General features: G+C 69.3%; 15 protein-coding genes. 5 read left to right on the top strand and 10 right to left on the bottom strand.

Annotated features, from left to right (window positions below; all coding sequences use genetic code 11):
* Positions 1-65 precede the first annotated feature (65 nt).
* Positions 66-2,498: a penicillin-binding protein 1A gene (locus CHC02_RS02300; protein WP_089389906.1), complete on the top strand. Its 2,433-nt coding sequence runs from the start codon at positions 66-68 to the stop codon at positions 2,496-2,498.
* A 947-nt stretch (positions 2,499-3,445) separates the two neighbouring features.
* Here the strand turns inward: CHC02_RS02300 and CHC02_RS02295 are convergent.
* From CHC02_RS02295 to tkt, 8 genes are all read right to left on the bottom strand, one after another.
* Entirely contained in the window at positions 3,446-3,937 is a 492-nt protein-coding gene (locus tag CHC02_RS02295) for a M48 metallopeptidase family protein (protein ID WP_089389905.1), read from the bottom strand.
* Between the two features lie 60 nt (positions 3,938-3,997).
* Entirely contained in the window at positions 3,998-4,768 is a 771-nt protein-coding gene (locus CHC02_RS02290; protein ID WP_089389904.1) for a class I SAM-dependent methyltransferase, read from the bottom strand.
* Between the two features lie 43 nt (positions 4,769-4,811).
* Positions 4,812-5,234, bottom strand: coding sequence for a hypothetical protein (locus CHC02_RS02285; protein WP_089389903.1), 423 nt, complete (start codon positions 5,232-5,234; stop codon positions 4,812-4,814).
* A 68-nt stretch (positions 5,235-5,302) separates the two neighbouring features.
* The gene (gene fba / locus CHC02_RS02280) at positions 5,303-6,367 is read right to left on the bottom strand and encodes a class II fructose-bisphosphate aldolase (protein WP_089389902.1); all 1,065 of its coding nucleotides are present in this window, start codon (positions 6,365-6,367) and stop codon (positions 5,303-5,305) included.
* Between the two features lie 104 nt (positions 6,368-6,471).
* Positions 6,472-6,813 carry an MliC family protein gene (locus CHC02_RS02275; RefSeq protein WP_089389901.1) on the bottom strand — a complete coding sequence of 114 codons (342 nt, stop codon included), beginning with the start codon at positions 6,811-6,813 and terminating at the stop codon, positions 6,472-6,474.
* A 116-nt stretch (positions 6,814-6,929) separates the two neighbouring features.
* Entirely contained in the window at positions 6,930-8,093 is a 1,164-nt protein-coding gene (locus tag CHC02_RS02270) for a phosphoglycerate kinase (RefSeq protein WP_089389900.1), read from the bottom strand.
* A gap of 27 nt (positions 8,094-8,120) precedes the next feature.
* A complete protein-coding gene (gene epd / locus CHC02_RS02265; protein WP_089389899.1) occupies positions 8,121-9,167 on the bottom strand; it encodes an erythrose-4-phosphate dehydrogenase in 1,047 nt (348 codons plus the stop codon).
* 51 nt (positions 9,168-9,218) lie between these two features.
* The gene (tkt, locus tag CHC02_RS02260; protein ID WP_089389898.1) at positions 9,219-11,216 is read right to left on the bottom strand and encodes a transketolase; all 1,998 of its coding nucleotides are present in this window, start codon (positions 11,214-11,216) and stop codon (positions 9,219-9,221) included.
* A 326-nt stretch (positions 11,217-11,542) separates the two neighbouring features.
* Between tkt and CHC02_RS02255 the strand changes: the two genes are divergently transcribed.
* The 3 genes from CHC02_RS02255 to ligB all read left to right on the top strand — a co-directional run bounded on the left by CHC02_RS02255 (position 11,543) and on the right by ligB (position 15,637).
* Positions 11,543-12,544, top strand: a complete 1,002-nt coding sequence (locus tag CHC02_RS02255) for an ArsR/SmtB family transcription factor (RefSeq protein WP_089389897.1) — start codon at positions 11,543-11,545, stop codon at positions 12,542-12,544.
* A 16-nt stretch (positions 12,545-12,560) separates the two neighbouring features.
* Complete coding sequence (metK, locus tag CHC02_RS02250) at positions 12,561-13,751, top strand: methionine adenosyltransferase (RefSeq protein ID WP_089389896.1); 1,191 nt, start codon at positions 12,561-12,563, stop codon at positions 13,749-13,751.
* A 236-nt stretch (positions 13,752-13,987) separates the two neighbouring features.
* Complete coding sequence (ligB, locus tag CHC02_RS02245; RefSeq protein ID WP_089389895.1) at positions 13,988-15,637, top strand: NAD-dependent DNA ligase LigB; 1,650 nt, start codon at positions 13,988-13,990, stop codon at positions 15,635-15,637.
* A 4-nt stretch (positions 15,638-15,641) separates the two neighbouring features.
* On the opposite strand, the gene CHC02_RS02240 is transcribed toward ligB, so the two are convergent.
* Positions 15,642-16,943 (bottom strand): ferredoxin reductase family protein, encoded by a 1,302-nt coding sequence (locus CHC02_RS02240; RefSeq protein WP_089389894.1) that lies wholly within the window; start codon positions 16,941-16,943, stop codon positions 15,642-15,644.
* Positions 16,944-17,115: 172 nt separating this feature from the next.
* Here CHC02_RS02240 and CHC02_RS02235 point away from each other — a divergent pair, with 172 nt between their 5' ends.
* Positions 17,116-17,859 (top strand): metallophosphoesterase, encoded by a 744-nt coding sequence (locus CHC02_RS02235; protein ID WP_089389893.1) that lies wholly within the window; start codon positions 17,116-17,118, stop codon positions 17,857-17,859.
* On the opposite strand, the gene CHC02_RS02230 is transcribed toward CHC02_RS02235, so the two are convergent.
* Positions 17,838-18,827 carry a CE1 family esterase gene (locus tag CHC02_RS02230; protein ID WP_089389892.1) on the bottom strand — a complete coding sequence of 330 codons (990 nt, stop codon included), beginning with the start codon at positions 18,825-18,827 and terminating at the stop codon, positions 17,838-17,840. The two genes, CHC02_RS02235 and CHC02_RS02230, sit on opposite strands and share 22 nt — an antisense overlap.
* Positions 18,828-18,929: the final 102 nt, after the last annotated feature.

The following is an 18,929-nucleotide window of genomic DNA, read 5'->3' as shown; positions in this document are numbered from 1 at the left end:
CTTTTCCCTTTTCGCCGCGCCTTTCGCTTAACTCTCTCTTTTCCCTGGAAACCCAAGACCTGCCAATGCGCCTGCTGAAGTTTCTGTGGTGGACTTGCGTCACCCTTTTTTGTGGAGTGCTGCTCGGTTTAAGTGGCGCCTACCTGTACCTGAGCCCCAGCCTGCCTTCGGTCGACGCCCTGCGCAACGTGCAGCTGCAGATTCCGCTGCGGGTTTACAGCAGTGATAACAAATTGATAGCAGAGTTCGGCGAGATGCGCCGCACGCCTATCCGTTTCGCTGACATCCCCCCGGATTTCATTCACGCCCTTCTGTCGGCAGAGGACGACAATTTCGCCAACCATTATGGCGTGGACGTGAAGAGCCTGATGCGCGCTGCCGCGCAATTATTGTCGACCGGCCATATCCAGACCGGCGGTAGCACCATCACCATGCAGGTGGCGAAGAACTACTTCCTCACCAACGAGCGCAGCTTCTCGCGCAAGATCACCGAAATCCTCCTGGCCCTGCAGATCGAGCGCGAGCTGACCAAGGACGAGATCCTCGAGCTGTACGTCAACAAGATCTACCTCGGCAACCGCGCCTACGGCATCGAGGCCGCCGCCCAGGTGTACTACGGCAAGTCGATCAAGGAACTGAGCCTGGCGCAGATGGCGATGATCGCCGGCCTGCCCAAGGCGCCTTCGCGCTACAACCCGCTGGCCAACGCCAGCCGCAGCCTCGAGCGGCGCAACTGGATCCTCGAGCGGATGAACAAGCTCGGCTTCATCGACCAGGCCCGCTACCAGGAGGCCGTCGCCGAGCCGGTGGGCGCCTCCTACCACGTGGCCACCCCGGAACTGGCCGCCCCCTACATCGCCGAGATGGCCCGCGCCGAGATGGTCGGCCGCTATGGCAGCAACGCCTATACCGAGGGCTACCGGGTCTACACCACGGTGCACAGCGACCTGCAGCAGTACGCCAACGACGCCCTGCGCGAAGGCCTGCAGGAATACGACCAGCGCCACGGCTACCGCGGCCCCGAGGCGCGACTGCCGGGCAAGTCGCTGGACGCCTGGCGCCTGGCGGCGGCCCAGTTGCGCCCGATCGGCGGCCTGGAGCCGGCCATCGTCACCGGTGTGGAGAAGAGCGGCGTGATGGTCGTCACCCGCGACGGCAAGGACGACACCATCAGCTGGGACAACATGAAGTGGGCCCGCCCCTTCCTCAGCAGCAACAGCATGGGCCCGGTGCCACGCCAGCCCGCCGACGTGCTGCAGCCCGGCGACGTGATCCGCGTTCAGCGCAAGGACGACGGCGCCCTGCGCCTGAGCCAGGTGCCGGCGGCGCAGAGCGCGCTGGTCTCGCTGAACCCGGACAACGGCGCCATCATGGCCCTGGTCGGCGGCTTCTCCTTCGAGCAGAGCAGCTACAACCGCGCCGTCCAGGCCAAGCGCCAGCCCGGCTCCAGCTTCAAGCCGTTCATCTACAGCTGCGCGCTGGACAACGGCTTCACCGCCGCCAGCCTGGTCAACGACGCGCCCATCGTGTTCGTCGACGAGTACCTGGACAAGGTCTGGCGGCCGAAGAACGACACCAATACCTTCCTCGGCCCCATCCCCCTGCGCGAGGCGCTGTACAAGTCGCGCAACATGGTCTCGATCCGCACCCTGCAGGCCCTGGGCGTGGAACGCGCGCGCCAGTACATCAGCCGCTTCGGCTTCGACGCCCAGGAACTGCCGCCGAACCTGTCCATGGCGCTGGGCACCGCGACCCTGACGCCCCTGGAGATCGCCGGCGCCTGGAGCACCTTCGCCAACGGCGGCTACAAGATCAGCCCCTACGTGGTGGAGCGCATCGAAAGCCGCGACGGCCAGGTGCTGTACCAGGCCAACCCGCCCAGCGTGCCGGTGGAAGACACCCCGCAGGTCGCCGACAAGGAGGCCGCGCAGCCCGTCGCCGCGCCGGCGCAGGACGATGACCCGGCCCATGCGCAAACCACCCTCGAGCCGGCCCCGGCCGAGCGCATCATCGACGCCCGCACCGCCTACATCATGACCAGCATGCTGCAGGACGTGATCAAGCGCGGCACCGGCCGCCGCGCCCTGGCGCTCAAGCGCGACGACCTGGCCGGCAAGACCGGCACCACCAACGACTCCAAGGACGCCTGGTTCTCCGGCTTCAACGCCGACTACATGACCACCGTGTGGGTCGGCTTCGACCAGCCGGAAAGCCTCGGCCGCCGCGAGTTCGGCGGCAACGTGGCGCTGCCGATCTGGATGCGCTACATGGGCGCGGCGCTCAAGGACAAGCCCTCGCATACGCTGCCCGAGCCCTCCGGCCTGGTCAGCCTGCGCATCGACCCGCTCAGCGGCCGCGCCGCGCCGCCGGGCACGCCGGGCGCCTACTTCGAGCTGTTCAAGAGCGAAGACACCCCGCCGCCCATGAGCGAACTGGGCGGCGGCGCGCCGGGCACGCCGCTGCCGGCCGACGAAGGCGCGCCGATGGACCTGTTCTGATCGCGCACGCTGGCTTTGCGGGAACGCCGTTCTCCTGAAGAGGGGAACGGCGTTTTTTGTGGGCTGACGTTGGAAGCGGGCCTTGCCCGCCATTCGCGCGCAGGGCGCGCTCCTACATCGGAATGGCGCGGATGGGGCGGCGTAGGAGCGGATCTCATCCGCGAACCGCGCCGATACATCCGGCTATCGCGGACAAGGTCCGCTCCTACAGGAGGAATATCATGCCTCCCGGCAGCCTGTAGGAGCGGGCCCTGCCCGCGATTCGCGCGCAGGGCGCGCTCCTACATCGGAATGGCGCGGGTGGGGCGGCGTAGGAGCGGATCTCATCCGCGAACCGCGCCGATACATCCGGCTATCGCGGACAAGGTCCGCTCCTACAGGAGGAATATCATGCCTCCCGGCAGCCTGTAGGAGCGGGCCCTGCCCGCGATTCGCGCGCAGGGCGCGCTCCTACATCGGAATGGCGCGAGTGGGGCGGCGTAGGAGCGGATCTCATCCGCGAAACGCGCCGATACATCCGGCTATCGCGGACAAGGTCCGCTCCTACAGGAGGAATATCATGCCTCCCGCTAGCCTGTAGGAGCGGGCCCTGCCCGCGATTCGCGCGCAGGGCGCGCTCCTACATCGGAATGGCGCGGGTGGGGCGGCGTAGGATCTTATCCGCGAAACGCGCCGGAACCCTCGGCTATCGCGGACAAGGTCCGCCCAGTTCCAGGAAGCACCGGTGTAGGAGCGGACTCCGTCCGCGATTGGATTCGCTGGCCACTCCGGGCGCCCCGGAAACGGTTTTTGCCCCGAATGGGAAAAAATTCCGAAAAGACTGATGGCAATGTGCCAAGCGTTTTGATTACTCTCCGGGTGCGGCGGGGGAAGGCTCCTGTGCGGTCGACCCCCATCCGATCGCCGGGAGCTTCCCGCGGCATCCCGGCGCGCCAGGCGTCGGGGCCTCAGCCCAGTTCGCGCCAGGTCAGGTAGACGCGCAGGTCGAATTCCAGCTGGTGGTAGCCCGGCAGCATGTATTCGCAGAGCTGGTAGAAGGCCTTGTTGTGGTCGCGCTCGCGCAGGTGCGCCAGCTCGTGCACCAGGATCATCTTCAGGAACTCCGGCGCCGCGTCCTTGAACAGCGAGGCCACGCGGATCTCCTTCTTCGCCTTCAGCTTGCCGCCCTGCACCCGCGAGATCGCGGTGTTCAGCCCCAGGGCGCGCTGCACCACGTCCAGCTTGCTGTCGTAGAGCACCTTGTCCACCGCCGGCGCATTGCGCATGTGCTCCTGCTTGAGCTGCATGGCGTAGGCGTACAGCGCCTTGTCGCTCTGCACCTCGTGGCGAGCGGGATAGCGGCGCTGCAGGTACTCGCCCAGGCGGTCCTCGGCGATCAGCTGGCGGACCTGGTCCTGCAGCTGTTGCGGGTAGGCCTGGAGGTAGCGGAGCGGTTGCATGGAGGTCGGGTCGTGGTGACGGGCGCGCAGTCTAGCCGATCCGCGCGCCCCTTCGCAGGCTCAGTCCAGCACCACCGCCGAATAGGCTTCGGTGCGGTAGGGGAAGGCCACCTCGGCCTGGTCCTTGAGCGCCGGGTGGCTGGCGATCAGCTCGCGCAGGCGCTGCCCGACCCGCGCCTTCTGCTCCGCCGGCAGCGCGGCGATGAAGCTGATGGACAGTGTGCGCGCCACTATCACCTGCTCCGGCGGGCCGACGTGGCGGTAGCTGAACTCGCGCAGCTGCAGCGGGCCGAAGGGCGCGCCGGCGAAGGCGCGGCGCCATTCGCCGGTGTGGAAGCGCGGGGTGCTGCCCTCGTAGGGCGCGACTATGTGGGCCAGCTCGGCGACCCAGTCCACCCGCTCGTCGCGCACGTTCCACACCAGGCCCAGGTGGCCGCGCGGGCGCAGCACGCGGTGGATCTCGCGCAGCGCCTCGGGCTTGGCGAACCAGTGGAAGGCCTGGGCGCAGAGCACCGCGTCCAGGCTGGCGTCGGCCAGCGGCATGCCCTGGGCGGTGCCTTCCAGCACGCGCACGTCGGGCAGTTCCTGGTGCAAGCGCTCGCGCATGGCCGCCATCGGCTCGATGGCGGTCACTTCGGCGCCGGTGCGCAGCAGCAGGCGGGTGAACTTGCCGGTGCCGGCCCCCAGATCGGCCACCTTGCTGCCGGCATGGATGCCGAGGCTGCCGTCGAGCCAGCCGAGCAGTTCGTCGGGGTATTCGGGGCGCCCGTGGGCGTAGGTCTCGGCCTCCTGGCCGAAGCCCTGCTGGGCGCTGGCGTGAACGCTGTCCATGGAACGGCTCTCCTGTAGGGGATCGCCCTCCGGTATAGCACACTCAGCGCAGCCGGCAGGCCTTGCCTTCGAGGTAGTCGCGGTAGCAGGCGAGCAGCCTGGCCTCGCTGATCCGGCAGCGCTTCTGCCGGCACTGGCTGTGGAACTCGAAACGCCCGCCGTCGGGCTCGGCCAGCTGGATGCGCAGCGCCGGCCAGCCCCGGCTCTGCGCCTTCTCCGGGGTGCTCAGCAGGCGCCCTTCGCTGACCACCAGCGGCGCGCCGGCCGCGGCGTAGTCGAAGACGAACAGCAGCGAGCGCGAGGTCTTCAGCGTGCACTCGGTATGGCTCAGGCAGTTCTGCGCATCCACCGGCAAATCGAGCGTGGGCGCGCGCGGCGCGGGGGCTTCGGCGGGCGCAGGCGGGCCGGGCGGCTGCGCAGCGCAACCGGCGAGCAGGAGCATCAGCAGGGGAACGAGCCAACGCATGGCGGCCTCCGGAGGCGTGGATACGAAAGAGCCCCGCCGGGGCGGGGCTCTTCGGGGGCGGGGCCGGATCAGTTGATCTTCGGCTCCAGCTCGCCCTTGGCGTAGCGCTGGAACATGCCTTCCAGGGAGATCGGCTTGATCTTGGAGGCGTGGCCGGCGGTGCCGAAGGCTTCGTAGCGGGCGATGCAGACATCGCGCATGGCTTCGATGGTCTTGGCGAAGTACTTGCGCGGGTCGAATTCGCTCGGGTTCTTCGCCAGGAAGCGACGGATGGCGCCGGTGGAAGCCAGGCGCAGGTCGGTGTCGATGTTCACCTTGCGGACGCCGTACTTGATGCCTTCGACGATTTCCTCGACCGGAACGCCGTAGGTTTCCGGGATTTCGCCGCCGAACTCGTTGATGATCGCCAGCCAGTCCTGCGGCACCGAGGAGGAGCCGTGCATCACCAGGTGGGTGCCGGGGATGCGCGCGTGGATCGCCTTGATGCGGTCGATGGCGAGGATGTCGCCGGTCGGCGGCTTGGTGAACTTGTAGGCGCCGTGGCTGGTGCCGATGGCGATGGCCAGGGCATCGACCTTGGTTTTCTTGACGAAGTCGGCGGCTTCTTCCGGGTCGGTCAGCAGTTGGCTGTGGTCCAGCACGCCTTCGGCGCCGACGCCGTCTTCCTCGCCGGCCATGCCGGTTTCCAGGGAGCCCAGGCAGCCCAGCTCACCTTCCACGGACACGCCGCAGGCATGGGCGAAGGCCACAGTCTGCTGGGTCACGCGGACGTTGTAGTCGTAGTCGGCCGGGGTCTTGCCGTCTTCCTTCAGCGAGCCGTCCATCATCACCGAGGAAAAGCCCAGCTGGATCGAACGCTGGCAGACGTCCGGGCTGGTGCCGTGGTCCTGGTGCATGCACACCGGGATGTGCGGGAATTCCTCGATGGCCGCCAGGATCAGGTGGCGCAGGAAGGGCGCGCCGGCGTATTTGCGGGCGCCGGCCGAGGCCTGCACGATCACCGGGGAATCGGTCTTGTCGGCCGCTTCCATGATGGCGCGCATCTGCTCGAGGTTGTTGACGTTGAAAGCCGGGACGCCGTAGCCGAACTCGGCGGCGTGGTCCAGCATTTGGCGCATGCTGATGAGTGCCATGTTTTCACTTCTCCCAGGAAGTTGGGCTCGTTCTATGGTTCGACAGCCTGCCGCAGGGGCAGGCCGCATTCAAGTCTGTTGCGCCGCACGGCGCCATACAGGAGCTAGCGGGCGTGGCAGCCGCGGCCGATCAGGTCGTTGCTTTCCACCCAGTAGATCAGCCCCTGGTCGCCGGTGATGCTGAAACCGACCAGTCCGTCACTATAGAAAGCACCGGACCCGCCGGGTTCCTCCTCCAGGTGATGGACGACGTCGTCCTCGCCCAGGCGCAGGTCCACCACCGACGAGCGGGTGCCCTCGACGTAGCGCCAGATCACCACGGCGCCGCTGTCGCAGGTCCAGTGGCTCCAGCCGCCTTTGGCGGTGCCGGCGCCGCTTCCCGCCGGGTGGCTGGAGCAACCGGCCAGCAGGGCGCCCAGGGCCAGGGCGGCGAGGTAACGCTTCATCGGGCAATTCTCCCTCTCACGGCGATGCCGTATGTCCATTCAGCCCCGCGCCGCCCCAACGCCCCGGTTCAGGGGCATTTCACCGGCTTTTCGGTTGGGGGCGGACGCCGCCAGGCTTACTGCTTGGCGCGCTGCTCCAGCACTTCCACGGCCGGCAGGACCTTGCCCTCGACGAACTCGAGGAAGGCGCCGCCGCCAGTGGAAATGTAGGAGATCCGCTCGGCCACGCCATACTTGTCGATGGCCGCCAGGGTGTCGCCGCCACCGGCGATGGAGAACGCCGGGCTCTCGGCGATGGCCAGGGCCAGGGTCTTGGTGCCCTCGCCGAACTGGTCGAACTCGAAGACGCCCACCGGGCCGTTCCACAGGATGGTCTTCGAAGATTTCAGCAGCTGGGCGAATTGCGCGGCGGTCTGCGGGCCGATGTCGAGGATCATGTCGTCGTCGGCGACGTCGGCGATGGCCTTGACGGTGGCGGCGGCGCTTTCGGCGAATTCCTTGGCCACCACCACGTCCACCGGCAGCGGCACGCTGACCTTGGCCGCGATGGCCTTGGCGGTGTCGACCAGGTCGGCTTCGTACAGCGACTTGCCGACCTTGTAGCCGGCCGCGGCGAGGAAGGTGTTGGCGATGCCGCCGCCGACGATCAGTTGGTCGCAGATCTGCGCCAGGCTGTTCAGCACGTCGAGCTTGGTGGACACCTTGGAGCCGGCGACGATGGCCGCCATCGGCCGCGCCGGGTTGCCCAGGGCCTTGCCCAGGGCGTCCAGCTCGGCGGCCAGCAGCGGGCCGGCCGCGGCGATCTTGGCGAACCTGGCCACGCCGTGGGTCGAGCCCTCGGCGCGGTGGGCGGTGCCGAAGGCGTCCATGACGAAGACGTCGCACAGCGCGGCGTACTTCTGCGCCAGCTCGTCGGCGCTCTTCTTCTCGCCCTTGTTGAAGCGCACGTTCTCGAACAGCACCAGCTCGCCCGGCTTGACCTCGACGCCGTCGAGGTAGTCGCGCACCAGCGGCACGTCGCGGCCCAGGGCCTTGCTCAGGTAATCAGCGACCGGCTTGAGGCTGTTCTCCTCGGAGAACTCGCCCTCGGTGGGGCGGCCCAGGTGCGAGCAGACCATCACCGCTGCGCCCTTCTCCAGGGCCAGCTTGAGGGTGGGCAGCGCGGCCAGGATGCGGGCGTCGCTCTTCACCACGCCGTCCTTCACCGGCACGTTGAGGTCCTCGCGGATCAGCACGCGCTTACCTTGGAGGTCGAGGTCGGTCATCTTCAAAACGGTCATGACGTCAGTCCTGTATGGGCTGTGTGTTTAACGTTCACTGGCGGCGACCCGCAGGAAGTGCCCCGCGGTGTCGAGCATGCGGTTGGCGAAGCCCCACTCGTTGTCGAACCAGGCCAGCAGGTTCACCAGGCGCGGCCCGGAGACGCGGGTCTGGCTGCCGTCGACGATCGCCGAGTGCGGGTCGTGGTTGAAGTCGCAACTGGCGTGGGGCAGCTCGGTGTAGTCCAGCAGGCCCTTGAGCGGCCCGCTGCTGGCGGCCTCGCGCAGCACCCGGTTGATTTCCGCGGCACTGGTGTCGCGGGAAACCTGCAGGGTGATGTCCAGCGCCGAGACGTTCACCGTCGGCACCCGGATGGCTTTGGCCTGGATACGCCCGGCAAGTTCCGGAAGCAGGCGCTCGATGCCCCGCGCGAGCCCCGTCGAAACGGGAATCACCGACTGGAACGCCGAGCGCGTGCGGCGCAGGTCCTCGTGGTGGTAGGCGTCGATCACCGGCTGGTCGTTCATCGCCGAGTGGATGGTGGTGATCGACACGTACTCGATGCCCAGCGCCTCGTTCAGCAGCTTGAGCAGCGGCACGCTGCAGTTGGTGGTGCAGGAGGCGTTGGACACCAGCCTCTCGGCGCCGGACAGCTGCTGCTGGTTGATGCCGAAGACCACGGTGGCGTCGACGTCGGCCTCGCTGGCCATGGGCTGGGAGAACAGCACCCGCGGCGCGCCGGCGGCGAGGAAGCGCTCGCCATCGGCGCGGCTGTGGTAGACGCCGGAGCACTCCAGCACCAGGTCGACGTCCAGCGCGGCCCAGTCGATGGCCTCGGGCTCGGCCTGGCGCAGCACCTTCACGCAGTCGCCGCCGACGTGCAGGCAGCCGTCGGCCACGCTCACCTCGCCGGGGAAGCGGCCGTGGGTGGAGTCGAAGCGGGTCAGGTATTCCAGGCTCGGCAGGTCGGCCAGGTCGTTCAGCGCGACCACGGAGAAGCCGGCCTTGGCGCCGCGCTCGTGGAGGGCGCGGAACACGCAGCGGCCGATGCGGCCGTAGCCATTGAGGGCGACACGGTAAGGGCGCTTGGACATTGTTATCCCTTGGTTCGCCGGGGCGCGCGTAGCGCCCCGGCGTTCACGGCATCAGGCGTCGAGCAGCTCGGCGGCCACTTCCAGCACGTTCTCGACGGTGAAGCCGAAGTGCTCGAACAGCGCCGGGGCCGGGGCCGACTCGCCGAAGGTGGTCATGCCGATCACGCGGCCTTCCAGGCCCACGTACTTGTACCAGTAGTCGGCATGGGCTGCCTCGATGGCGATGCGCGCGCCGACCTGCACCGGCAGCACGGCCTGCTTGTAGCCAGCATCCTGCTGCTCGAAGACGCTGGTGGAGGGCATGGAGACCACGCGCACCTTGCGGCCTTCGGCGCTGAGCTTGTCGTAGGCCTGCACGGCCAGGCCGACTTCCGAGCCGGTGGCGATCAGGATCAGCTCCGGCTCGCCGGCGCAGTCCTTGAGCACGTAGCCGCCGCGGGCGACGTTGGCCAGTTGCTCGGCGTCGCGCGCCTGGTGCGGCAGGTTCTGGCGGCTGAAGACCAGCGCCGAGGGGCCGTCGTTGCGCTCGATGGCGTACTTCCAGGCCACCGCGGACTCGACCGCGTCGGCCGGGCGCCAGGTGTCCAGGTTCGGCGTCAGGCGCAGGCTGGCCAGCTGCTCGATGGGCTGGTGGGTCGGGCCGTCCTCGCCCAGGCCGATGGAGTCGTGGGTGAACACGTAGAGCACGCGCTGCTTCATCAGCGCGGACATGCGCACCGCGTTGCGGGCGTATTCCATGAAGATCAGGAAGGTCGCGCCGTAGGGGATGAAGCCGCCGTGCAGGGCCACGCCGTTCATGATGGCGCTCATGCCGAACTCGCGCACGCCGTAGAACACGTAGTTGCCGGAAGCGTCGGCCGGGGTCACGCCCTTGCAGCCCTTCCACAGCGTCAGGTTGGAGCCGGCCAGGTCGGCGGAGCCGCCCAGCAGTTCCGGCAGCAGCGGGCCGAAGGCGTTCAGCGCGTTCTGGCTGGCCTTGCGGCTGGCGATGGTCTCGCCCTTGGCGGCGACCTCGGCGACGTAGGCGGCGGCCTGCTCGGCGAAGTCGGCCGGCAGTTCGCCCTTGATGCGGCGCTGGAACTCGGCGGCCAGTTCCGGGTGGGCGGCCTGGTAGGCGGCGAAGCGCTGGTTCCACTCGGCCTCGCGGGCGGCGCCGGCTTCCTTGGCGTTCCACTCGGCGTAGATCTCGGCGGGGATTTCGAACGGGCCGTGGTTCCAGCCCAGGGCGGCGCGGGTGGCGGCGATCTCGTCGTTGCCCAGCGGCGCGCCGTGGCACTCTTCCTTGCCCTGCTTGTTCGGCGAGCCGAAGCCGATCACGGTCTTGCAGCAGATCAGCGTCGGCGCGTCGCTCTTGCGCGCGGTCTCGATGGCGGTCCTGATCTCGTCGGCATCGTGGCCGTCGACGTTGCGGATCACCTGCCAGCCGTAGGCCTCGAAGCGCTTCGGGGTGTCGTCGGTGAACCAGCCGTGGACCTCGCCGTCGATGGAGATGCCGTTGTCGTCGTAGAAGGCGACCAGCTTGTTCAGGCGCAGGGTGCCGGCCAGGGAGGCGACTTCATGGGAAATGCCTTCCATCATGCAGCCGTCGCCGAGGAAGGCGTAGGTGTAGTGGTCGACGATGCCGTGGCCTTCGCGGTTGAACTGCGCGGCCAGCACCTTCTCCGCCAGGGCCATGCCCACGGCGTTGGCGATGCCCTGGCCAAGCGGGCCGGTGGTGGTCTCCACGCCCGCGGTGTAGCCGTACTCCGGGTGGCCCGGGGTGCGCGAGTTGAGCTGGCGGAAGTTCTTCAGGTCCTCGATGCCCAGGTCGTAGCCGGTCAGGTGCAGCAGCGAGTAGATCAGCATCGAGCCGTGGCCGTTGGACAGCACGAAGCGGTCGCGGTCGGCCCACTGCGGGTTGCCCGGGTTGTGCTTGAGGTAGTCGCGCCAGAGCACTTCGGCGATGTCCGCCATGCCCATGGGGGCACCGGGGTGGCCGCTGTTGGCTTTCTGCACGGCATCCATGCTCAGTGCGCGGATGGCATTGGCTCGCTCACGACGGCTGGGCATCGCTGAATCTCCTGCGGGGGCTGCTTCGATAGATCGAAGGGATGAAAAAAGGCGGCCATTTTCGCCCAGCCGGCCATCGCGGGGCAATGACAATCGGGCGGCCGGTTCGGAAGCGGCAAGCCACAAGCCACAAGCCACAAGCCACAAGCTCAAAGCTCAAAGCTCCAAACTGCAAACTGCAAACTCCTGCGTTTGGCCCGCGCGCCCTCCCCGCCCTTGCTTGCGGCTTGCCGCTTGCCGCTTGCAGCTACCTTCCGTCTCCAATATCAAAACTTTTTGATACAGCCGTTGCCACCATCGCCGCGGGCCTCTAGACTCCGCCCCCTATGAGCCTGCGCATGCCCCTGATCCGCCACGATGCCTGCGACGAGCTGGCCGCGCTGTGCAAGGCCGGCGGCGACCCGCTGCGGCTGAACGTGCTGCGGGTGCTGGCCAACGATTCGTTCGGCGTGCTGGAGCTGGCGCAGATCTTCGCCATCCGCCAGTCGGGCATGAGCCACCACCTCAAGGTGCTGGCCCAGGCCGGCCTGGTGGCGACGCGCCGCGAAGGCAACGCGATCTTCTACCGCCGCGCCCTGCCCCAGGCCGACAGCCTCGGCGGCAAGCTGCACGGGGCGCTGCTGGCGGAAGTGGACGAGCTGGCGCTGCCGGCCGAGGTGGACGCCCGCGTCGCCGCGGTGCATGCCCAGCGTGCGGCGGTCAGCCGCGACTACTTCGCCCGCAGCGCGGAGAAGTTCCAGGCCACGCAGGACCTGATCGCGGGGCTGCCGCAATACCGCGAAAGCGTTCTGGCGCTGCTCGACGCACTGAGCTTCGCCCCCGGCGCCACGGCGCTGGAAGTCGGCCCCGGCGACGGCGGGTTCCTCCCCGAGCTGGCCCGGCGTTTCGCGCGGGTGACCGCGCTGGACAACAGCGTGGCCATGCTCGACCTGGCCCGCCGGCGCTGCCTGGAGGCAGGGCTGACGAACGTGCGGCTGGACCTGGCCGACGCCCTGCGCGACGCCGCCGAACCGGCCGACTGCGTGGTGCTGAACATGGTGCTGCACCATTTCGCGGCGCCCGCCGAGGCCCTGCGCCAGCTGGCGCGCCTGGTGAAGCCGGGCGGCAGCCTGCTGGTGACCGAACTGTGCAGCCACGACCAGAGCTGGGCCCGCGAAGCCTGCGGGGACCTCTGGCTGGGGTTCGAACAGGAAGACCTGGCCCTTTGGGCCGATGCCGCGGGGCTCGCCCCCGGCGAGAGCTTGTACATTGGTTTACGTAATGGCTTTCAGATCCAGGTGCGGCATTTCGCCAAGCCGGATTCGCGAAGCGTCCTCACCCACCGGTAAAGACAGGAACCGTTAGATGAGCGAATACTCGATTTTCACCTCCGAATCCGTATCCGAAGGCCATCCGGACAAGATCGCCGACCAGATCTCCGACGCGGTGCTCGACGCCATCATCGCCAAGGACAAGTACGCCCGCGTGGCCTGCGAGACCCTGGTGAAGACCGGCGTCGCCATCATCGCCGGCGAAGTCACCACCTCGGCCTGGGTCGACCTGGAAGAGCTGGTGCGCAAGGTCATCATCGACATCGGCTACAACAGCTCCGACGTCGGCTTCGACGGCGCCACCTGCGGCGTGCTGAACATCATCGGCAAGCAGTCCGTGGACATCAACCAGGGCGTCGACCGCGCCAAACCCGAAGACCAGGGCGCCGGCGACCAGGGCCTGATGTTCGGCTACGCCAGCAACGAGACCGACGTGCTGATGCCGGCGCCGATCTGCTTCTCCCACCGCCTGGTCGAGCGCCAGGCCGAGGCGCGCAAGTCCGGCCTGCTGCCGTGGCTGCGCCCGGACGCCAAGAGCCAGGTCACCTGCCGCTACGAAGGCGGCAAGGTGGTCGGCATCGACGCCATCGTGCTGTCCACCCAGCACAACCCGGAAGTCTCCTACGCCGACCTGCGCGAAGGCGTGATGGAACTGATCATCAAGCACGTGCTGCCGGCCGAGCTGCTGCACAAGGACACCCAGTTCCACATCAACCCGACCGGCAACTTCGTCATCGGCGGCCCGGTGGGCGACTGCGGCCTGACCGGGCGCAAGATCATCGTCGACTCCTACGGCGGCATGGCCCGCCACGGCGGCGGCGCCTTCTCCGGCAAGGACCCGTCCAAGGTCGACCGCAGCGCCGCCTACGCCGGCCGCTACGTGGCCAAGAACATCGTCGCCGCGGGCCTGGCCGAGCGTTGCGAGATCCAGGTGTCCTACGCCATCGGCGTGGCCCAGCCGACCTCCATCTCGGTGAACACCTTCGGCACCGGCAGGATCGGCGACGACAAGATCGTCCAGCTGGTCCGCGAGCACTTCGACCTGCGCCCGTACGCCATCACCAAGATGCTCGACCTGCTGCACCCGATGTACCAGCCCACCGCGGCCTACGGTCACTTCGGCCGCAACCCGTACGAGCTGACCTACGGCGACGACACCTTCACCGCCTTCACCTGGGAGCGCACCGACAAGGCCGCCGCCCTGCGTGACGCGGCCGGCCTGTAAGGTCCGCCCGACGAAGAGGCCCCGCTCCGGCGGGGCTTTTTCTTTGTAGGGCGCATAACGCCCAGGGCGTTATCCGCCGCCAGGCTTCGGCGCATCGGCCGACGGCGGATAACCGCGAACGGTTATTCGCCCTACGGTTCCAGGGCATCCCGGAAACCTCCCACAGCCCACCCGGCCCCTTCGCGGCAGCGGCGCGCCTAGCCTGGAACCCCTTCCAGGCGCAAGGAAGCCCGCCGATGAAAGCCCCGCTCACCACCTGCCTGCTGCTCGTTCCAACCCTGGCCACGGCCTGCCCCGACTGGCCGGAGGCCCACGCCCGCGAAGAACTGCTGGGCCTGCGCCAGCAACTGGAAGCCTGGGACCAGGCCTACCACCAGCGCGGCGCAAGCCCGATCGCTGATGAACTCTACGACCAGGCCCGGCAACGCTTCAGCCTTTGGCGCGGCTGTTATCCACAACTCGCCATCGAGCCGCCCCCCGCGCTTCCGGCCAGCCGCGGCAGGCTGCGCCACCCCGCGGCCCATACCGGCCTGGACAAGGCCGCCGACGCCACTGGCGTCCGCCGCTGGATGGCGGGGCGCGAGGACCTCTGGGTGCAACCCAAGGTCGACGGCGTGGCCGTGACGCTGGTCTACCAGGACGGCGAACTGCGCCAGGCCATCAGCCGCGGCGACGGCCTGCGCGGCCAGGACTGGACCGCCAACGCCCGCCGCCTGCCGGCCGTGCCGCAGCGCCTGCCCGGAGTGGGCCGGCGGGTACTGCAGGGCGAACTCTACTGGCGCCTGCCGGGCCACGTGCAGGCGCAACGGGGCGGCCTGGGCGCCCGCGGCAAGGTGGCCGGGCTGATGGCCCGCGGCGAGCCGGGCGCGGAGGTCGCGCAGGTCGGGCTGTTCGTTTGGGAACTGCCGTTCGGCCCGACGGACATGCCGGCCCGCCTGGCGCTGATGCGAGAACTGGGCTTCGCCGAGAGCGCCGCCCTTACCCTGCCGGCACCGGACTTCGAGACGATCCAGCGCCAGCGCGAGCACTGGTACCGCAGCCCCCTGCCCTTCGCCAGCGACGGCATCGTCGTCCGCCAGGGCCTGCGCCCCGCCGCGAATGCCTGGCAGGCCGGGGGCGCCAGCTGGGCGCTGGCCTGGAAATACCCCTACCGCCAGGCCCTGGCCGAGGTGCGCCGGGTGCATTTCCGCATCGGCCGCACCGGGCGGGTGACGCCGCTGCTGGAACTGCAGCCGGTGATGCTGGATGACCGCCGCATCGCCCAGGTCAGCCTCGGCTCGACGCAGCGCTGGCAGGCCCTGGACATCCACCCCGGCGACCAGGTGGCCATCGCCCTGGCCGGCCTGACCATCCCCCGCGTGGAAAGCGTGGTCTGGCGCTCACCCCGGCGCCTGCCCGTGCAACCGCCGCCGGCCGGGCGCTACCACGCCCTCAGCTGCTGGCGGGCGACGCCCGGCTGCGAGGAACAGTTCCTCGCCCGCCTCGCCTGGCTGGGCGGCGAGCAGGGGCTGGCCCTGGAAGGCGTCGGCCCCGGAACCTGGCGGGCCTTGCTGCGGGCTGGCCACCTGGAAGGGCTGCTGGACTGGCTGGAGCTCTCCGCGCAGAGCCTGCGGCAGGTACCCGGCGGCGAGGCCCTCCACGGCCAGTTCCGCGCCGCAAGGCAACGGCCCTTCGCGCGCTGGCTGCGGGCCCTCGGCGCGCCCCAGGCCGACGAGCTGCCGGCGAACGAGCGCTGGGCCGAACTGGCTGCCCGGCAGGCGGGCGACTGGCGCCAGCTGCCGGGCATCGGAGCGGTCCGCGCCCGGCAGCTGCAGGCCTTCTTCGCCGACGGCGAGGTGCGGCGCCTGGGCGAGCAGCTCGCCGCCGCCGGGGTGGAGGGCTTCTGAGCCCTCAGCGCATGCGGAAGGCTTCCTGGTGGAAATTGCGCGCCGGCATGCCGCGCCGGCCGAGGTCGCGGCGCAGCAGGTCGGCCAGGCCCTGGGGGCCGCAGAACCACAGGCTCGGCCAGCGGCCGTCGGCATCCGGCGCCATGCCCAGGTCGTCGCCGCGCAGGTAACCCTCCTCGGCGCTGTAGTGGACCTTCAGCGCGACGCTGGGCAGGCCGTCGCACAGCTCGCGCAGGCGCCCGGCGTAGATGGCGTCGGCGGGGCTGCGCACGCAGTAGTGCAGTTCCACCTCCGGCGCATCGGCCGGGTGCTGCTGCAGCGCCTCCAGCCAGGCCAGGAAGGGCGTGATGCCGATGCCGCCGGCGATCCACACCTGGCGCTCGCCGCCGCGGCGGAAGTCGAAGCAGCCGTAGGGCCCCTCGACCTTCACCGCATCGCCCACCGCCAGGGCGTCCTGCAGGCGCCGGGTGTAGTCGCCCAGGGCCTTGATGCTGAAGCGCACCTCGCCGTTGCCGCGGTCGGCGCTGGAAATGCTGAAGGGGTGCTGGCCCTCCAGGCGGTCGCAGGTGAGGAAGGCGAACTGCCCGGCCTTGTGCCGCCAGTTGCGGCCAAGCCGGCAGGTGACCTCCAGCATGCGCTCGCCGGGCCGCGCCACCGCCACCACCACGCCCCGGTAGGCGCGCCGCCGGCCGATGCGCCCGCTCAGGGCGATCAGCGCGCACACCGAGCCCACCGCCGCGCACAGCGCCAGCAGCCAGCCGAGCGGCTGCGTCCAGTAGCCGGCCGGCGCCAGCACCACGCCATGGAAGGCCAGCACCAGGTACACCAGCGCCAGCGCCTTGTGCACGTAGCGCCACAGGTGGTACGGGAAACGCTGCCAGAGCGTCAGCACCAGCATGGCGGCGAGCAGCCAGGCCGACCACTCGCCCAGTTCCTTGGCCGAGCCGCGGAAGACGTCGAGGAAGGTCTCCACCCGCGGCCCCTTCGCCGGCTTGGCGACGAACTCCGCCAGCAACGGCCCGCCCAGTTCCAGCAGGTAGTGCAGCAGGCTCAGGACGATGGCCAGGATGCCCGCCCACTTGTGCGCGCGGTACATGCGGTCGAGCCCGCCCAGCGGCCGTTCCAGCCAGACCGGGCGCACCGCCAGGAGCATGATCGCCGACATCAGCGCGAAGGCGGCGACGCCGCTGAGCAGAATGGCCTGCTTGCGCAGTACCCAGACATCGAAGGTGGCGGGCGGGTCGAGCACCAGCGCCAGCCCGAACGCCGCCAACACGGCGGCGAGAATGATCCAGACGAATTTCATGGGGCCTCCCGTGGATTGCCTTACCTGGCTCGAAGCTGACGGCGGGGCCTTAATCATCCCTGAATACTCTGTGGGAATTGTCCGTCGATCGAGCTTGCCATGACACAGGTCAAGCGCTGGGCAAGTCCGCGGGCCTGTCGCACAATGCCGGATCGAGCCAGGAGCCCCCGCCATGCGTATCCGCGTCCTCTCCGACCTGCACCACGAACACTTCGGCGGCCGCCGCGAGCTGCCCGCGGTGGACGCCGACCTGGTGGTGCTGGCCGGCGACATCCACGAACACCTGCAGGGCCTGCACTGGGCCCGCGAGGCCTTTCCCGACACCCCGGTGGTCTACGTCGCCGGCAACCACGAGTTCTACAACTCGGACCTGCCCGAGCTGACCCAGGCCATGCGCAACCTGGCCCGCGCCCTGGACATCCACTTCCTGGAGAACGACGCGCTGGTCATCGATGGCGTGCGCATCCTCGGCGCCACCCTGTGGACGGACTTCCTGCTCTACGGCGAGGAGAGCCTGCCGCTGACGCTGCAGCGCGCGCTGCGGCTGATGCCCGACTTCAGCTGCATCGACTGGTTCACCGCGCCCTTCACCCCGGCGCTCAGCCAGCAGCTGTTCGAGGCCTCGCGGGACTGGCTGGCGGCGCAGCTGGCCGAGCCCTTCGCCGGGCCGACCGTGGTGGTCACCCACCATGCGCCCAGCGCCCGCTCCATCCCGCCGCAATACGTCGGCGACAGCCTGTCGCCGGCCTTCGCCTCGGACCTGGAACAGCTGGTGCAGCAGTGCGACCTGTGGCTGCACGGCCACGTGCACGATGCCCTGGACTACCGCATCGGCCGTACCCGGGTGGTAGCCAACCCGGGCGGCTACCCGGGCGAAAGGGGCGGCTTCGATCCCTACGGCACCGTGGACGTCTGAGCCACTGGCAACTGGTTGAAGAAGCGCCAGATCTCCGCCGGCCCGTCCAGCTCGGGGTCGGCGATGCCGAGCAGGCGCGGCGGCCGATAACCCGGCTGCGACAACAGGTGGCCGCCGCCGTGCACGCTCACCAGCTCCACCGGCGGCAGCCCTTCGCCCTGCCACTGCCAGCGCTCCGACCAGACCGGGCCGGGGCGTGTCAGCGGCTCGCGCTGCGCCGCCGCGCCGATGCCGTTGCGCCGCGCCAGCTCGCCGGCCGAGGCCTCGCTGGAGAGCACCTCGCCGCGGTCGCCGAAGCCGAACAGCTTCACCCGCCCGCCGTCGTAGGGGTTGATCGGGTCGCGTGTGCCGTTCATCAACAGCGCCGCCACGGCCCGCTGCTGCGCCGCGCAGGCGTCGTTTTCCGCGCTCGGCAGGCTGGCCGCCACCAGGGCGATGCCGGCCAGGGGCAGTTTGGATTCCGCGGCCATGCGCAGGGCCATCTGCCCGCCGTTGGAGTAGCCGGCGAAGAACACCCGCTGCGGGTCCACCTGGCGCTCGCGCTGCACCCGGCGCACCAGCCGGGTGAGGAAGGCCACGTCGTCGACGTTGCGGGTCCGCGCGCTGTAGCTGGCGGCCTTGCGGCAGTCGTTCCAGTGGCCCTCGAAACCGTCCGGGTAGAGCACCAGGAAGCCGTCGCGGTCGGCCAGGGCGTCGAAGCCGAAGCCGCTGTCGCGGCGCATCAGCTGGCCGTTGCTGCGCGAGGCGTGCAGCACCACCAGCAGCGCCGGGTTCGGCGCCAGGCTGGGCGGCACGTAGAGCACGTAGCCGCGGCGCAGGCCGCCGGCGCGCAGGGAGCTGTCCTCGCTCACCCCGGTGAGCATCGGCGGGCGCAGCTGCTCGCCGGGCAGCAGGTACCAGGCGCCCGCCAGCAGGGCCGCCAGCAACAGCAGGATCAGCGCCTGAACCAGGCGAATCGCGATACGCATCCAGCCTCCCCCGCTCCGCCCGACGGAGCGTGCTCAACGGATCGACCAGGCCGCGGACTGCCGTGGGGCAACCCCCACGCGCGCACTTAATGGCAAACTCTA

The sequence above is a fragment of the Pseudomonas delhiensis genome, assembly GCF_900187975.1.
Classification (GTDB): domain Bacteria; phylum Pseudomonadota; class Gammaproteobacteria; order Pseudomonadales; family Pseudomonadaceae; genus Pseudomonas; species Pseudomonas delhiensis.
This window is presented reverse-complemented; position numbering and strand designations above follow the sequence as displayed.

Excerpts from the sequence above, each read along its gene's own strand:
- CHC02_RS02300 (WP_089389906.1), top strand. The coding sequence starts at position 66 with ATGCGCCTGCTGAAGTTTCTGTGGTGGACTTGCGTCACCCTTTTTTGT.
- CHC02_RS02295 (WP_089389905.1), bottom strand. The coding sequence starts at position 3,937 with ATGCAACCGCTCCGCTACCTCCAGGCCTACCCGCAACAGCTGCAGGAC.
- CHC02_RS02290 (WP_089389904.1), bottom strand. The coding sequence starts at position 4,768 with ATGGACAGCGTTCACGCCAGCGCCCAGCAGGGCTTCGGCCAGGAGGCC.
- CHC02_RS02285 (WP_089389903.1), bottom strand. The coding sequence starts at position 5,234 with ATGCGTTGGCTCGTTCCCCTGCTGATGCTCCTGCTCGCCGGTTGCGCT.
- fba (WP_089389902.1), bottom strand. The coding sequence starts at position 6,367 with ATGGCACTCATCAGCATGCGCCAAATGCTGGACCACGCCGCCGAGTTC.
- CHC02_RS02275 (WP_089389901.1), bottom strand. The coding sequence starts at position 6,813 with ATGAAGCGTTACCTCGCCGCCCTGGCCCTGGGCGCCCTGCTGGCCGGT.
- CHC02_RS02270 (WP_089389900.1), bottom strand. The coding sequence starts at position 8,093 with ATGACCGTTTTGAAGATGACCGACCTCGACCTCCAAGGTAAGCGCGTG.
- epd (WP_089389899.1), bottom strand. The coding sequence starts at position 9,167 with ATGTCCAAGCGCCCTTACCGTGTCGCCCTCAATGGCTACGGCCGCATC.
- tkt (WP_089389898.1), bottom strand. The coding sequence starts at position 11,216 with ATGCCCAGCCGTCGTGAGCGAGCCAATGCCATCCGCGCACTGAGCATG.
- CHC02_RS02255 (WP_089389897.1), top strand. The coding sequence starts at position 11,543 with ATGAGCCTGCGCATGCCCCTGATCCGCCACGATGCCTGCGACGAGCTG.
- metK (WP_089389896.1), top strand. The coding sequence starts at position 12,561 with ATGAGCGAATACTCGATTTTCACCTCCGAATCCGTATCCGAAGGCCAT.
- ligB (WP_089389895.1), top strand. The coding sequence starts at position 13,988 with ATGAAAGCCCCGCTCACCACCTGCCTGCTGCTCGTTCCAACCCTGGCC.
- CHC02_RS02240 (WP_089389894.1), bottom strand. The coding sequence starts at position 16,943 with ATGAAATTCGTCTGGATCATTCTCGCCGCCGTGTTGGCGGCGTTCGGG.
- CHC02_RS02235 (WP_089389893.1), top strand. The coding sequence starts at position 17,116 with ATGCGTATCCGCGTCCTCTCCGACCTGCACCACGAACACTTCGGCGGC.
- CHC02_RS02230 (WP_089389892.1), bottom strand. The coding sequence starts at position 18,827 with ATGCGTATCGCGATTCGCCTGGTTCAGGCGCTGATCCTGCTGTTGCTG.